The sequence below is a fragment of the Cognatilysobacter xinjiangensis genome (assembly GCF_014651995.1).
In the GTDB taxonomy this organism is placed as follows: Bacteria; Pseudomonadota; Gammaproteobacteria; order Xanthomonadales; family Xanthomonadaceae; genus Cognatilysobacter; species Cognatilysobacter xinjiangensis.
In genome coordinates, this window is record NZ_BMXY01000002.1 from 375,245 (window position 1) to 387,494 (window position 12,250).

Here is a 12,250-nt window from a genome sequence, read left to right on the forward strand (position 1 = left end):
AGCGGGCTCAGGCGGCGCGGCGCTCCAGCGCCTCGACGGCCCGCGGCGCGCGGCGGCGGTCGACGCCGACGTAATTGCGGCTGATGACGGTGGGCAGGCGCAATACGCGGCTGCGGCGACGCATGCGCGCGAGTTCGTCGCGGGCCTCGCAACGGATCGCGTCGCAGACGAGGAAGGACAGGGCGGCGGCCAGGGAGAGCGTCAGCGCGGTGGCGAAAATCATGAAAGCGGACATGACGGCGGGGGACATGCGTGCCGGGGTGGCACCCTTATTCCGATGCATGCCGACGCGCATCGGTTGCAGTTTTTTCGCCCTCTAGGCCATCGGTCATGCAAGCGGCTAGGCCGCGTCCCGCCGCTCGCCGCGGCGCTGCCGCCGCTCCTGGATCAGCCGCCCGGCCGGGAACGCGACGGCCGCGCGCAGGCCGGCGACGGTGGAGGCATTGCGCACGCCGCGCCGCGCGACGTTGAGCACGTGCTGCAGCATCTCGCGCCTCGGCACTTCGCCTTCCTCGCGCACCGACGCAAGGCGATGCAGCGAATACAGCCCGACCGCCGCCGAGATCAGGAAGAAGAACTGCCACCAGCCGATCGACAGCGTGACCAGGTCGAGTGCGCCGGTGGGCGAGCGCCACTCCAGCGCGAGCCGCAGTTGGCGCTTCTCGAAGAACGTCGCGAACAGGCCGCCGAGCAGCGGCGCTGCGCCGGCCGCGAGCGCCGTTACCAGCGCATTGGTGGCCACGTACGCGGTGGCGCGCCCGCGCGGCGCGAGCTTCAGGCCGATCGCGCTGGAGGCGAGCGCGACGCCGGCGGACGTCATGCCCATCAACACGTGCAGCAGCGTGAGGTAGGCGATGGTCCAGCCGGGCGGGCCGATCTGCCCGGCGAGCGCCATCGCCGCGATGCACAGGATGAAGGCGGGCGCGGCGAAGCTCAGCACCGTCTTGTTGGTGAAGCGGTCCGACAGCCGTCCCCAGCCGCGCAGCACCACGATGTTCGCGGCCTGGCTGACGATGCTCATCAGCAGCACGAAGCCGGCCGAGGTGCCGAGCTGGCGGATCATGTAGACGCTGAAGAACGGCGCGGCGAGGTTGACCGCGCACTGCCACGAGGCGAAGAAGCGGATCAGGTTGCGGAAGCCCGGATCGCGCAGCGGCTCCAGCAGCAGGCGCCCGAGCTTGCGCTGCTGCACCGGCGCGGGCATCGGCGGCTCCGGTACGCGGGAGAGATGCCAGGTGCTGATCAGGCTGGACACGAAACCCAGGCCGTAGACCGCGGCGAACGCCATCGGGCTGCCGCCGCCACGCCCGCTCGGGTCGCCGAACTGCAGCGCCGCGGCGGCAAGGCCCGTGCCGCCGATGCCGAGCACCGTCGCCCAGATCGTGCGGCGCGCGAAGAACAGCCCGAGCTTCTGCTCGGGAATGAGGTCTCGGATCCACGAGTTCCACGCGCAGCCGGCCACCGCATTGAGGCCGCAATGGATCGTCTCGCCGATCACCAGCAGAAGCAGCGCGACGTTGCGGTCAGGCAGGAACCCCAGTACCGCCATCAGCGGCAGCGCCAGGCGCGCGACGAACAGGCCAATGATGGCCACGCGCCGACGCGAGCGCACGCGCTCGAGCAGCGCGACCGCGGGCGCCTGCAGCAACTGGGTGAGGAACGGGATCGCGGCGAGCACGCCGATCACCGTCGACGACGCGCCCAGCATCAGCGCATACGCGACCAGCACCACGCCGCTGTTGAGCGTGCCGACGACGGTCGCGAACGCGGCGTCGTACATCAGCCGGCGTCCGCCCTCGCGCAGTTGCCCCGGCGAGATGTCGTGGACGGGGGCGGGAGTCATACGGCGTCGCGTCGGCCGGCGCACGGGCCGCACAGGACAGCAGAGCGCACGTGACGGACGGATCGGCCGCTGGGCGGTCGTCGCGACGCCATGAGCGCGCTCAGGCCGCGTCGTGCGCGCCGCGCATCAGCACGATGCCGCCGAGCAGCATCGCCGCGCCCCAGGCGAGGAACACGTAGTCCCAGATCGACAGCCCGAGCACCTCGACGACGTGGTGGATCTGCAGCAGCAGGTGGTCGACGACGCCTTCCACGAGATTGAACACGCCCCAGCCGGCGAGCAGCGCGCCGACGAGGAGCCGCGTCGACAGCAACGCATCGGGGCGCCGGCAGGCGCGCCACAGCAGCGCGATGCCGAACGCGGTGAGCAGCCACACGCCGGCATGGAAGACGCCGTCCCACACCATGTTGACCTTCGCGCCCACCAGCACGTCGTTCGGCACGCGCGCCGACAGCATGTTGTGCAGCTGCAGGATCTGGTGGAACACGATGCCGTCGACGAAGCCGCCCATTCCCATGCCGATCGCGAGGCCGGCGGCGCGCACCGGCGCCAAGGCACGCGCGGTCATCGCGGGCCTCCGCGGCGGCGCTCGCGTCCGGCCAGTGCGATCAACCCGGCCAGCAGCGGCAGCGGCGCGGCGATGGCGGCGAGGTTCGCGCCGGGATAGCGACGCAGCACGCTGTCGCGCACCAGGCGCGCGGTCGGGCTTCGGCAGAGCGTGCAGGCCAGCGCTTCGGAGATCGGCAGCGCGAACAGCAGGACGAGGAAGAACGCGCGAAGTCGCATGGGCGCACCATCGTTCCGTGAAGCGCGCACGCTAGTAGGCGGCGCGCGCAGGTCGCGTGAGAGCGGCGCCTTCATCGGCGCACCACGGCGCATCGGGATTGATGAAGGCATGACGCCGCGCTACATCGCCGCCCGCCGCCCCGATGGGTCCCCTTCGCGCCACATCACGCGGCGCCGGCTCGAGCGCATGCGCCGGCGGTTCCGGCAGGCACTGGTGATCGCCGCGTCCTGCCTGGTCACGGCGGCCTGCGTTCTGCGTTGACGCGCTTATCGGGCGGTGCGGCGACGGACTAGCATCGGCGCATCTCCATTGCGCGTGCCCCGTCATGACCGCCCCCGCCTTCGAGACCCACGAGGTCGCCAACCAGCCGACCGAATTCGCACCGCGCGACCTGTGGACGGACGACGTCGCGCTGCGCGAGGCGGTGGCACGCGAGGGCGCGGACGGCTTCGTCGATCGCCTCGCCGCCTACGGCGCGCTGGCCGGCGATGCGCTGTACGCACTCGGCTTCGACGCCAACCGCGACCGCCCGCGCCTGCGCACGCACGATGCGTACGGCCGCCGCATCGACCGCGTCGAGTTCCACCCGGCCTATCACGGGCTGATGGAGGCCGCGGTCGCACACGGCGTCGCCGGGTTGTCGTGGTCGAGCGGCGTGCCAGGCGCACACGCCGCGCGCGCGGCGCTGAGCTACCTGCACCATCAGGCCGATGCCGGCACCAGCTGTCCGCTGACGATGACGCATGCCGCCGTGCCGGTGCTGCGCCGCGAGCCGGGGCTGCGCGAATGGGCGGACAAGGCCGCGGCCTTCGCCTACGACCCGCGCGAGGCGCCGATCGCCGACAAGCGTGGCGTCACGCTCGGCATGGGCATGACCGAGAAGCAGGGTGGCAGCGACGTGCGCGCCAACGCCACGGTGGCGACGCCGCAGGCCGACGGCTCGTACGCGCTGGTCGGCCACAAATGGTTCTTTTCCGCGCCGATGTCCGACGGCTTCCTCGTGCTCGCGCAGGCACCGGGCGGCATCAGCTGCTTCCTGATGCCGCGTCGCCTGCCCGATGGCGCGAAGAACGCGTTCCGCCTGATGCGCCTGAAGGACAAGCTCGGCGACTGGAGCAATGCGTCGTCGGAAGTCGAGTTCACCGGCGCGACGGCCTGGCGCATCGGCGACGAGGGGCGCGGCGTCGCCACCATCCTCGAGATGGTGATGCTCACGCGGCTGGACTGCATGCTCGGCGCCGCCGCGCAGATGCGCATGGCGCTCGCGCAGGCGATGCATCACGCGCGGCATCGCGTGGCGTTCGGCGCACGGCTCGTGGAACAGCCCCTGATGCGCAATGTGCTGGCCGATCTCGCACTGGAAGTGGAAGCCGCGATCGCGCTGTCGATGCGCGTGGCGCGCGCGGTCGACGCCGCGCCGCGCGATCCGCGCGAGGCCGCATTTGCGCGCGTCGCCACCGCCATCGGCAAGTTCTGGCTGTGCAAGCGCGCGCCGGTGGCGGTGAACGAGGCGCAGGAATGCCTGGGCGGCATCGGCTACATCGAGGAAACGATGCTGCCGCGCCTGTACCGCCAGGCGCCGCTCAATTCGATCTGGGAAGGCAGTGGCAACATCCAGTGCCTCGACGTGCTGCGCGCGCTCGCGCGCGAGCCGGCCACGCGCGACGCGCTTCTGGCGGAGCTGCAGGCCGCCTGCGGGCGCGACGCCGCCTTCGACGCGGTCATCGAGCCGACGCTGCGCTCGCTCGCGGACGCGGTACCGGGCGAAGCAGGCGCGCGCCGGCTGGTCGAGGCGCTCGCACTCGCGCTGCAGGCCGCGGTGCTCACCTCGGCGGGCTCGCCGGTGGCGCCGGCCTTCGTCGCCAGTCGACTCGTGCAGGCGCATCCGCTGGCCTTCGGCACGCTCGCGGCGGGCGTCGATACGGACGCCGCGATCGCGCGCGTGCTGCCGGGCTGAGACTCAGGCGACGGGTCGGCGGCCGTCCGCGGCGCGCAACGAGGCGCCGCGCACGCGCTGGCGCCAGGTCTCGGCGGTCTGCGGTTTGACGAACAGCGCGACCACGTCGGGATGCGCCTGCTGCACCAGCGATTCGATGCGACGGACGCAGGCCTCGATGCGCGGCGTGTCGAGGTGGTCGTGGAAGTCGGCGCTGAGCGCCGCGATCACCGTCTGCGGCCCCAACTGCTGGGTGATCACGCCGTTGGCGCAGTTGATGTCGGGGTCGGCACGCGCGATGCGCATGATGTCCTCGCGCACGTCGCGCCCGGCCACCTCGCCCAGCAGCAGCGCCTTGGTCTCGCGCGCGAGCACCAGCGCGGTCGCCGCGAGGACGATGCCGATCAGGATGGACGCCGCGCCGTCGAAGCGCGGGTCGGAGGTGAACTGCGCGAGCGCCACGCCGGCCAGCGCGATCAGCAGGCCCGCCATCGCCGCGGTGTCCTCGAACAGGACGGTGAAGGTGGTGGGGTCCTTGCTGAGGCGGAACGCCTGGAACCAGCCGAGGCTGCCCTTGGCGCGCTTGAACTCGCGCCAGGCGATGGCCCAGGAAAAACCCTCGAACACCAGCGATGCGCCGAGCACGAGGTAGTTCACCAGCGGCCGTTCCATCGGCTCGGGCCGCTGCAGGTGCTTGATGCCTTCGTAGATCGACACGCCTGCGCCCAGCGCGAACACCAGCAGCGCGACGATGAAGGCCCAGAAGTAGATCTCGCGGCCGTGGCCGAACGGATGCGCGTCGTCGGCCGGCCGCGCGGCACGGCGCATGCCGTAGAGCATCAGCACTTCGTTGCTGGTGTCGACCAGCGAATGCACGCCCTCGCTCAGCATGGCCGAGCTGCCCGTGGTGTACGCGGCGAAGAACTTGGTGATCGCCACGGCGAGGTTGCCGACCAGCGCGGCGAGGACGACCTTGCGGTCCGACGAGGCCATGGCGGTACGTGGAAAAAGGGAGCCCGATGCTCGACGCGCCGCCGTGAACCGGTCGTCGCGGCCGCGCTTCATGCGGCGGTCAGCGCCAGCGCCGGTTTTTCGCCTGCCGCTCGCCCGTTGCTAACGCGCGCGGCGGCAGGCTGCAGGTCCGAACGAAGGAGGCGAATCCCATGAGCAAGTCGAAAAAGCCGGCCGCCGAGAACGCGGTGCTGACGCAGGCCACCAACAAGGGCCGCGTGGACACGCAGACCCAGCGCGACGCGACGCGGCTCTACAAGGACAACCAGTCCGACCAGTCCGAAGGCGCCAAGGCCGAGGGCCAGCCCACCGCCATGCACGGCCGCGGCGCAGGCTTCAGCCGCAATACGCACTGACGAACGCAATGCGCACCGGATGCGACGCGGGCCCATACCCGCGCCGCATCCGTCGCTGCGCGCCCCACACGAGGATCCCCGCATGGCCACTTCCGACAACTCGCATTCCAACCCGATCTCGCGCGCTTTCGCCAAGTTCTTCGAGCGTGGCGACGTGAGCCGCAAGCACGAAGACGCCGCGCCGGCGCCGCGCCAGGTGGTGCCGCAGCAGGCGGCGGCCCGCACCGCGGCTGCGGCGCCCAGCGCCGCGGCGACGCCCGCTGCGCGTACGGCCACCGCGGCACCATCGACGCCCGCCAACGCGGTATCCGCGCAGGCGATGCCCGCGGCCGCGCCGTCGACCATCGCACCGGGCGCCGCCGCGGTATCGACGCAGGCCGCCGCCCAGCCGCGAACCTACACCGTCAGGGCCGGCGATTCGCTGTCGAAGATCGCGCAGCAGGTGTACGGCCGAGCCGACCTCTGGCCACGGATCTTCGAGGCCAATCGCGACACCGTGCGCGATGCGGACCTGATCCATCCGGGCCAGGTGCTGGTGATTCCCGACGCGACGACCCTGCACTGAGGCGTTGCGCGACGCGCGGACCGTCGCCCGCGCGTTGTCGGTCGCAGCGCCTCCCGGTCGTCGCAGCTCGGTGCTGAACGACGCGGCCACGCACCTTCAGGGAGGCCGCGTCGCGCCGATACCGTCGACGCGTCGCCCCTCCACCGGCGATCCGAACGGAGGGTCCGCATGAGTCGCCTGCCGCCGACCAGCGCGTCCGTCTACCAGCGCACGCTCGAGCGCGGCTTTCCCGTACTGCGCTTCGAGCCCGTGCTGGAGGTCGAGTACCAGCGCTTCCACAGCCGCGCGCAACTGCAGCGCGTGCGCTGGGCGGGCTGGCTGGGCTTCGTGATCTTCGCCGCCTTCATCGGCCTCGATGTGGCGACGCTGCCGGCGGACGTGCATCGCTGGACGGTGCCGATCCGCGTGCTGCTGATCATGCCGGCGCTGCTGCTGGCGGTCGTTGCCAGCCATAGCCGCGGCTGGCGCACGCGCATGCGGCTGCCGATCTTCATCGCCGCGCTGTCCACCGGGCTCGGCACCGCTGCGGTGATCGCGGTGGGCCTGCAGCGCGGCCATCCGCTGCCCTACGAGGGCATCCTGCTGGTCGCGATGGCGATCTACCTGCTGGCGAGCCCCGGCTGGTGGGGTGCGCTCGCGATCAACCTGCTCACGCTGGCGGCGGTGCTGGGCGCGGAGCTCGCCTGGCAGGCCGATGCGCAGGCCGGGCTCTACCAGGTCGTGTTCCTGCTGGCGGCCAACGTGGTCGGCGCGTCCGGCGGCTACTTCCTCGAGCACGGCGCGCGCTCGGTGTTCCTCGTGCAACGCATGCTCGACGAACGCGCGCGCCACGACGGCCTGACCGGCCTGCCCAACCGCGGCGCGCTGGACGAGCACCTCGCGCGCATCTGGCGGCAGGCGGTGCGCGAGCGCGCGGTGGTCGCGCTGGCGATGGTCGATGTCGATCATTTCAAGCGCTACAACGACCGCTACGGCCATGCCGAGGGCGACGCGGCGCTGCAGGCGGTGGGTGCGGCGGTGGCCACGCAGGCGCGCCGCCCGCTCGACCTCGCCGCACGCTATGGCGGCGAGGAATTCATGCTGGTCTGGTACCGCGCGGCGGGCGTGGACCCGGCCGAGCTGGGCGAGGGCGTGCGCGAAGCGGTGGAAGCGCTGGCGCTGCCGCATGCCGACAGCCCGCGCGGGCACCTCACCGTCAGCGTGGGCGTGGCCGCTGCGCATGCCGGCCCGCAGGGGGCGGTGCAGGCGCTGATGGAGGCCGCCGACGCCGCTCTCTACGCCGCCAAGCAGCAGGGGCGCGACCGCGTGGCGGTGCAGGCCGCCCCATCCGCTGCAGCCTGCACCGTCGGCTGAGGCCGTCACGGCGCGTTTCCGGGTCGCCGCCCAGTCTGGCGGCTCCGCGACGGACCGGACCGATGGCGCCTCACACCGACCACCGCAGCCCCGCCACGCGCGCCCGCGACCGCCGCGCGGCGGACGAGGAGAAGCGCGCGCTCTCGCACAAGCACCGCGACCGGCGTCCGGCCGACCGCCACGATCCGCCTGCGCCACCGCGCGATCGAAGCTGACATCGCCGAAATGCGACGCGCATCGGCCTTCGACGCTCATGCGCCGTCGCTTCCGGCCGATACCGGGAAGATTCCCGGTTCTCCGCAGTGATGACGCACGTCCTGATCGTCGAAGACGACACCACCATCCGTGACGGCCTCGCCGAGCTGCTCGAACTCGAGGGCTTCAGCGTGAGCCGCGCGGCGAACGGGCGCGAATCGCTGAGCCAGCTCAACGCGGGGCTGCGGCCCGACGTGATCGTGCTCGACCTGGTGATGCCGGTCATGGACGGGCTGCGCTTCCTCAAGACCGTGCGTGGCTCGGCGCACGGCGACATTCCGGTGCTGGTGATGACGGCGGTGGGCGACCAGGTCGACCTCGCGAACCTGGCCGAGGACATAGGCTGCCCGGTCCTGTCCAAGACCGGCCCGCTGGAGCCGCTGCTGGCGGCGCTGCACGCGTTCGACTAGCACCTGCGCAACGCCGACGGCCGTCGGGTTACAACGGGCGACCCGACGGAGGCCCGATGCCCGACACCGCCCTGTTCCCGCGCCCGCGCTGGCGCGCATTCCGCCATCCCTCCGGCTGGCTGCTGGCCGTGCAGCTGCTGAGCCTGCTGCTGTACGCGCAGCTGGGCGATGTCGACACGCAGGACCGCCGCGTGCTGTTCAGCGCGATCGCGCTGGTGGTGGTACCGCTCGCGGTCTGGGTGGTGCGCCGCAGCCCGTCGGTGAACTGGATCGCCTGGCTGCTCGCGGCGCCCGCGATCGCGCTGTCGGTGTCGGCGATCGCGTTCGACCGGCCGGACCTGGTGGTGTGGTCGTCGCTACTGGAATCGGCGCTGTACTTCTACGCGGCGGGCAGCCTGATCTCCTACATGCTGCACGATCACGTGGTCACCACCGACGAGCTCTACGCCTCCGGCGCGACGTTCACACTGGTGGCCTGGGCGTTCGCCTACGCGTATCTCGTCTGCCAGTCCTGGTATCCGGGCAGCTTCACCGGCGCGGTCGATCCCGAGCGACCACGCGTGTGGCTGGAGCTGCTGTTCCTCAGCGTGTCCACGCTTTCGGGCGTGGGCAACGGCGACATCGTGCCGATGCTGCCGCAGGCGCGCGTGCTGGTGATGCTCGAGCAGATGGCCGGCGTCGGCTACATCGCCATCGTGGTGTCGCGGGTGATCGGCCTGTCGATCGTGCGACGCCGCGAATGAGTCAGTCCGCGTCGGGCCGGTAGCGCAGCACGCGCACCACGTAGGCCAGCACCAGTGCGCCGACGACGATCTTCGTGCCGGTGCCGAGGTATTCGCCGATGCGCTCGAAGTGATCGCCGGCGAGCTTGCCGAGGTACACCAGCGCCGCGGTCCACACGAGCGTGCCCAGCAGGCTCGCGGTGATGAACGGCACGAGCGGCATGCGGTGCACGCCGGCGGGAATCGAGATCAGCGAGCGCAGCCCGGGCACCATGCGGCAGCCGAACACGGCCCAGGCGCCGTGGCGGTCGAACCACTGCGTCACGCGGTCCACGTCGCGCGGCGACAGCGTGAGCCAGCGCCCGTGGCGGCGCGCGAAATCCTTGAGGCGGTCCTCGCCGTAACGCGAGCCCAGCCAGTACAGCAGCAGCGCGCCGGCCATCGCACCGAGGGTGCCCGCGACGATCGCGCCGACCAGCGTGAGCCGCCCCTGCGCGACCAGATAGCCGCTCAGGGGCAGCACCAGTTCCGAGGGGATCGGCGGGAACACGGTTTCCAGCAACGTCAGCAGCGCGATGCCGAAGTAGCCGAGCGATTGCAGTGTCTGCTGGACCCACTCGTCCATGCGGAACCCGGTGGCGGAAGAGACGGCAGCCTCGCACGGCCGTCATCAACGCCGGATGGACGTGCATCGCGCCGTCGCGGCACGCGCGCTAGCCTCGCGTCGATCCCGTCCCGGAGCCTTTCGATGAAAGCCCTGCTCGCTATCGCCCCGCTGTTGCTCGCCACCACCGCCTGCGGCACCCGGGGCGCCACGCGCGAGGCCTCGGCGCCGCGCGCGATTCCGGTGGTCTGCAGCGCCGGACGCATGGACATCGAATGCTTCCGTCAGGCCAGCGAGATCTGCGGCCGCAAGGGCTACGACCTGTTCGATCTGCAGGGCCGGCCGGCGACGGCGAGCGACGCGCAGTACCGCGCGCTGGAGGCGCGTTGCCGCCCGTAGGCGCGGACGACACTACCGCCGCGTTGACGGCGCACGTCGATACTGCACGGGACGCCGGCGATCCGCGCCGCGAAGGAAACGACCATGCTCCGTGCGCTCGCCAAGATCGTCCTGACCTATGCCGTCACCCGCGCGCTGAGCCGCGCCGGTGGCCGTGGCGGCCTGATCGATTCCGTGTTGGGCGGCAAGAAGAAGACCGGCACGCGTCGCCGCGGCGCCGCCCGCGGCCGCGCGCGCTGAGCCGCGGGCGGCCGTAGCATCCGGGCTCCATCGACGAGGGAGCCTGCGATGACGTCCTATGCCTGCGCGAAGTGCGGGTGCACCGACTACAGCCGCAACGAGATCCGCACCGAAGGCGGCTGGCTGTCCGCCGCCTTCGACGTTTCCACCAACCGCTTCACCGCAGTGAGCTGCACGCGCTGCGGCTACACCGAGTTCTATCGCGCCAACGCGAGCGGCGGCTCGCAGCTGTTCGACTTCCTGGTGTCGTAACGGGGCGGCTCAGCCGCCGGCCGGATGCACGCGCAGCGCGAGCGCGGCGGCGATCTCGCGCATCGCGTCGTCGTCGCGGCTACGGGTGATCCAGCCCGCGTGCTCGTCACCACCGAGATCGCGCACCCACAGCGTGTAATGGTGCTCGCGCAGGCGGTCGAACGCGGTGTCGAGCAGGGCGGGCACGTCGGTGGCGTCCAAGTCCTCGTCGTCGTCGAGGTCCCAGTCGATGCGCAGGTTCCAGCGTGCGGCCAGCTCGTCCAGCGCCTCCATCGCGCCGTGCGTGTCGTCGGCGGCGACGCGGAAGCCGGCCTTCCAGTCGATGACGTCCTGCAGGCGGTCGATCGCCGTGTCCACGTCCTGGCCTTCGTCGAGGCCTTCCTGCCAGGCCAGCAGCTGCGCGTGCGCGGCGTCCTCGTCGCCCGGGTTGATGAGCAGCAGCAGCTGCCAGATCACCGCTTCGAGCGCGGCCTCGTCGTCGAGGTCGGCGCCGGCGTCGAACGCCTGCGCGAAGTTGTCGTCGGGATCGAAGTCGGAATGCATGGCGGGCTCGCCGGGGTGGGGGGGCGCATCATCGCGCCGGCGGCGTCGCGACGGAATGCCCGCGTCGCCTCAATCCGCCGATCGCGTACGCGCGGCCAGCCGGAACAGCAGCGCCGACAGCAGCCAGGGCGCCATGAAGAACAGGGTGACGCCGACGGTATGCAGCGGCCCGTTCACCGGCAGGCCCCAGCCGCCGACCACCGCGACCACGCCCACCAGCGCATGCAGCGCGGCCACGACGAGCATCACCCGCGCCATGCGCGCGGTACGGAAGCGCACCAGCAGCGTGCCGACCGCAGCAGCGAGCGGAATGCCCATGAACATCGCATTGGCCGGATTGAAGCCGTCGCCGACCAGCCCCACCGCGAGGTTCGCCCACACCATCGAGAAGCCGCCGAGTACCGCCACCGCGAAGGCCGCGCGCGACAGCCAGCCGCCCGACATCCGCGTCGCCAGCTCGAACGCGCCGCAGGTCAGCGCCAGCAGCACGCCCATGACCACGAAGTCCGAAGCGGTCCAGTTCACGCCGGTGTCGAAGCGCATGGCGATGGCCGGCACCAGCAGCAACGCGGCCGCGGTGGTCCAGATCGCAGCGCTCCAGCGGCCGCGCCAGGGCATCGCCCGTTCCCGGATCCACAGGGTCATCGTCGCTCTCCTCGCTCCATCGCCGCGCATGCGGCACCGGCGCAGCATCGCGCCGTCGCGTGAGCCGATGATGCGGCGTCGGTGAAGCGGGGAAGAAGTCGCGCTCAGCCCGGCCAGTAGCCGTCCGGCCAGCGCTGCATCACGGCGCGGTAGCTGTCGGGATCGACGTACCACATGCGCGGCGCGCGCCAGCCGATGCAGACCCCGTCGACGCGCAGGGTGAGCTGCATCGGGTTCTGTCCCAGCAGCGCGCACAGCTGCATCCAGTTGGGCGAAGTGATGGACACGAAGTCCTGCGGCGGGCGGGTCGATCGATGGGCGGCCATGGC

At 71.6% G+C, this 12,250-nt stretch carries 20 protein-coding genes; 11 read left to right on the forward strand and 9 right to left on the reverse strand.

Annotation, left to right across the window (positions count from 1 at the left end; all coding sequences use genetic code 11):
* Positions 1-7 precede the first annotated feature (7 nt).
* The 4 genes from IE066_RS10275 to IE066_RS10290 form a co-directional block, all read right to left on the reverse strand.
* Complete coding sequence (locus tag IE066_RS10275; RefSeq protein ID WP_189449498.1) at positions 8-223, reverse strand: hypothetical protein; 216 nt, start codon at positions 221-223, stop codon at positions 8-10.
* 117 nt (positions 224-340) lie between these two features.
* Positions 341-1,843: an MFS transporter gene (locus IE066_RS10280; RefSeq protein WP_189449500.1), complete on the reverse strand. Its 1,503-nt coding sequence runs from the start codon at positions 1,841-1,843 to the stop codon at positions 341-343.
* 100 nt (positions 1,844-1,943) lie between these two features.
* Positions 1,944-2,411 (reverse strand): DUF2243 domain-containing protein, encoded by a 468-nt coding sequence (locus tag IE066_RS10285; protein ID WP_189449503.1) that lies wholly within the window; start codon positions 2,409-2,411, stop codon positions 1,944-1,946.
* Positions 2,408-2,629 (reverse strand): hypothetical protein, encoded by a 222-nt coding sequence (locus IE066_RS10290; RefSeq protein WP_189449505.1) that lies wholly within the window; start codon positions 2,627-2,629, stop codon positions 2,408-2,410. Before IE066_RS10290 ends, IE066_RS10285 begins: the two co-directional genes overlap by 4 nt.
* Here IE066_RS10290 and IE066_RS10295 point away from each other — a divergent pair.
* On the forward strand, positions 2,628-2,891 hold the full coding sequence (locus IE066_RS10295; protein ID WP_189449507.1) for a hypothetical protein: 264 nt from the start codon (positions 2,628-2,630) through the stop codon (positions 2,889-2,891). The genes IE066_RS10290 and IE066_RS10295 overlap by 2 nt on opposite strands.
* Before the next feature lie 64 nt (positions 2,892-2,955).
* Positions 2,956-4,587, forward strand: a complete 1,632-nt coding sequence (locus tag IE066_RS10300; RefSeq protein ID WP_189449515.1) for an acyl-CoA dehydrogenase family protein — start codon at positions 2,956-2,958, stop codon at positions 4,585-4,587.
* A 3-nt stretch (positions 4,588-4,590) separates the two neighbouring features.
* Here the strand turns inward: IE066_RS10300 and IE066_RS10305 are convergent, their stop codons facing one another.
* Positions 4,591-5,559, reverse strand: coding sequence for a cation diffusion facilitator family transporter (locus IE066_RS10305; RefSeq protein WP_189449517.1), 969 nt, complete (start codon positions 5,557-5,559; stop codon positions 4,591-4,593).
* Between the two features lie 170 nt (positions 5,560-5,729).
* Between IE066_RS10305 and IE066_RS10310 the strand changes: the two genes are divergently transcribed.
* The 6 genes from IE066_RS10310 to IE066_RS10335 all read left to right on the forward strand — a co-directional run bounded on the left by IE066_RS10310 (position 5,730) and on the right by IE066_RS10335 (position 9,259).
* A complete protein-coding gene (locus tag IE066_RS10310) occupies positions 5,730-5,933 on the forward strand; it encodes a hypothetical protein (RefSeq protein WP_189449519.1) in 204 nt (67 codons plus the stop codon).
* 319 nt (positions 5,934-6,252) lie between these two features.
* Complete coding sequence (locus tag IE066_RS10315) at positions 6,253-6,498, forward strand: LysM peptidoglycan-binding domain-containing protein (RefSeq protein WP_189449718.1); 246 nt, start codon at positions 6,253-6,255, stop codon at positions 6,496-6,498.
* A gap of 168 nt (positions 6,499-6,666) precedes the next feature.
* Positions 6,667-7,851, forward strand: coding sequence for a GGDEF domain-containing protein (locus IE066_RS10320; RefSeq protein ID WP_189449520.1), 1,185 nt, complete (start codon positions 6,667-6,669; stop codon positions 7,849-7,851).
* Positions 7,852-7,913: 62 nt separating this feature from the next.
* Positions 7,914-8,066 carry a hypothetical protein gene (locus IE066_RS10325; RefSeq protein WP_189449521.1) on the forward strand — a complete coding sequence of 51 codons (153 nt, stop codon included), beginning with the start codon at positions 7,914-7,916 and terminating at the stop codon, positions 8,064-8,066.
* 90 nt (positions 8,067-8,156) lie between these two features.
* The gene (locus tag IE066_RS10330) at positions 8,157-8,516 is read left to right on the forward strand and encodes a response regulator transcription factor (protein WP_189449522.1); all 360 of its coding nucleotides are present in this window, start codon (positions 8,157-8,159) and stop codon (positions 8,514-8,516) included.
* 56 nt (positions 8,517-8,572) lie between these two features.
* On the forward strand, positions 8,573-9,259 hold the full coding sequence (locus IE066_RS10335) for an ion channel (RefSeq protein ID WP_189449523.1): 687 nt from the start codon (positions 8,573-8,575) through the stop codon (positions 9,257-9,259).
* A gap of 1 nt (position 9,260) precedes the next feature.
* Here the strand turns inward: IE066_RS10335 and IE066_RS10340 are convergent, their stop codons facing one another.
* Positions 9,261-9,863, reverse strand: coding sequence for a DedA family protein (locus tag IE066_RS10340; protein ID WP_189449524.1), 603 nt, complete (start codon positions 9,861-9,863; stop codon positions 9,261-9,263).
* A gap of 123 nt (positions 9,864-9,986) precedes the next feature.
* Between IE066_RS10340 and IE066_RS10345 the strand changes: the two genes are divergently transcribed.
* From IE066_RS10345 to IE066_RS10355, 3 genes are all read left to right on the forward strand, one after another.
* Positions 9,987-10,241, forward strand: coding sequence for a hypothetical protein (locus IE066_RS10345; RefSeq protein WP_189449525.1), 255 nt, complete (start codon positions 9,987-9,989; stop codon positions 10,239-10,241).
* Positions 10,242-10,325: 84 nt separating this feature from the next.
* Entirely contained in the window at positions 10,326-10,481 is a 156-nt protein-coding gene (locus IE066_RS10350; protein ID WP_189449527.1) for a hypothetical protein, read from the forward strand.
* Positions 10,482-10,529: 48 nt separating this feature from the next.
* Positions 10,530-10,733: a zinc ribbon domain-containing protein gene (locus IE066_RS10355; protein WP_189449529.1), complete on the forward strand. Its 204-nt coding sequence runs from the start codon at positions 10,530-10,532 to the stop codon at positions 10,731-10,733.
* Positions 10,734-10,742: 9 nt separating this feature from the next.
* Here IE066_RS10355 and IE066_RS10360 read toward each other — a convergent pair whose 3' ends face one another.
* From IE066_RS10360 to IE066_RS10370, 3 genes are all read right to left on the reverse strand, one after another.
* Positions 10,743-11,276 carry a DUF6630 family protein gene (locus tag IE066_RS10360; RefSeq protein WP_189449531.1) on the reverse strand — a complete coding sequence of 178 codons (534 nt, stop codon included), beginning with the start codon at positions 11,274-11,276 and terminating at the stop codon, positions 10,743-10,745.
* Positions 11,277-11,345: 69 nt separating this feature from the next.
* A complete protein-coding gene (locus tag IE066_RS10365) occupies positions 11,346-11,921 on the reverse strand; it encodes a hypothetical protein (RefSeq protein WP_189449533.1) in 576 nt (191 codons plus the stop codon).
* A gap of 104 nt (positions 11,922-12,025) precedes the next feature.
* Complete coding sequence (locus IE066_RS10370) at positions 12,026-12,247, reverse strand: hypothetical protein (RefSeq protein WP_189449535.1); 222 nt, start codon at positions 12,245-12,247, stop codon at positions 12,026-12,028.
* Positions 12,248-12,250 lie beyond the last annotated feature (3 nt).

Excerpts from the sequence above, each read along its gene's own strand:
- IE066_RS10325 (WP_189449521.1), top strand. The coding sequence starts at position 7,914 with ATGGCGCCTCACACCGACCACCGCAGCCCCGCCACGCGCGCCCGCGAC.
- IE066_RS10360 (WP_189449531.1), bottom strand. The coding sequence starts at position 11,276 with ATGCATTCCGACTTCGATCCCGACGACAACTTCGCGCAGGCGTTCGAC.
- IE066_RS10300 (WP_189449515.1), top strand. The coding sequence starts at position 2,956 with ATGACCGCCCCCGCCTTCGAGACCCACGAGGTCGCCAACCAGCCGACC.
- IE066_RS10315 (WP_189449718.1), top strand. The coding sequence starts at position 6,253 with ATGCCCGCGGCCGCGCCGTCGACCATCGCACCGGGCGCCGCCGCGGTA.
- IE066_RS10370 (WP_189449535.1), bottom strand. The coding sequence starts at position 12,247 with ATGGCCGCCCATCGATCGACCCGCCCGCCGCAGGACTTCGTGTCCATC.
- IE066_RS10340 (WP_189449524.1), bottom strand. The coding sequence starts at position 9,863 with ATGGACGAGTGGGTCCAGCAGACACTGCAATCGCTCGGCTACTTCGGC.
- IE066_RS10290 (WP_189449505.1), bottom strand. The coding sequence starts at position 2,629 with ATGCGACTTCGCGCGTTCTTCCTCGTCCTGCTGTTCGCGCTGCCGATC.
- IE066_RS10310 (WP_189449519.1), top strand. The coding sequence starts at position 5,730 with ATGAGCAAGTCGAAAAAGCCGGCCGCCGAGAACGCGGTGCTGACGCAG.
- IE066_RS10345 (WP_189449525.1), top strand. The coding sequence starts at position 9,987 with ATGAAAGCCCTGCTCGCTATCGCCCCGCTGTTGCTCGCCACCACCGCC.
- IE066_RS10305 (WP_189449517.1), bottom strand. The coding sequence starts at position 5,559 with ATGGCCTCGTCGGACCGCAAGGTCGTCCTCGCCGCGCTGGTCGGCAAC.
- IE066_RS10320 (WP_189449520.1), top strand. The coding sequence starts at position 6,667 with ATGAGTCGCCTGCCGCCGACCAGCGCGTCCGTCTACCAGCGCACGCTC.
- IE066_RS10335 (WP_189449523.1), top strand. The coding sequence starts at position 8,573 with ATGCCCGACACCGCCCTGTTCCCGCGCCCGCGCTGGCGCGCATTCCGC.
- IE066_RS10275 (WP_189449498.1), bottom strand. The coding sequence starts at position 223 with ATGATTTTCGCCACCGCGCTGACGCTCTCCCTGGCCGCCGCCCTGTCC.
- IE066_RS10280 (WP_189449500.1), bottom strand. The coding sequence starts at position 1,843 with ATGACTCCCGCCCCCGTCCACGACATCTCGCCGGGGCAACTGCGCGAG.
- IE066_RS10285 (WP_189449503.1), bottom strand. The coding sequence starts at position 2,411 with ATGACCGCGCGTGCCTTGGCGCCGGTGCGCGCCGCCGGCCTCGCGATC.
- IE066_RS10355 (WP_189449529.1), top strand. The coding sequence starts at position 10,530 with ATGACGTCCTATGCCTGCGCGAAGTGCGGGTGCACCGACTACAGCCGC.
- IE066_RS10295 (WP_189449507.1), top strand. The coding sequence starts at position 2,628 with ATGGGCGCACCATCGTTCCGTGAAGCGCGCACGCTAGTAGGCGGCGCG.
- IE066_RS10365 (WP_189449533.1), bottom strand. The coding sequence starts at position 11,921 with ATGACCCTGTGGATCCGGGAACGGGCGATGCCCTGGCGCGGCCGCTGG.
- IE066_RS10330 (WP_189449522.1), top strand. The coding sequence starts at position 8,157 with ATGACGCACGTCCTGATCGTCGAAGACGACACCACCATCCGTGACGGC.
- IE066_RS10350 (WP_189449527.1), top strand. The coding sequence starts at position 10,326 with ATGCTCCGTGCGCTCGCCAAGATCGTCCTGACCTATGCCGTCACCCGC.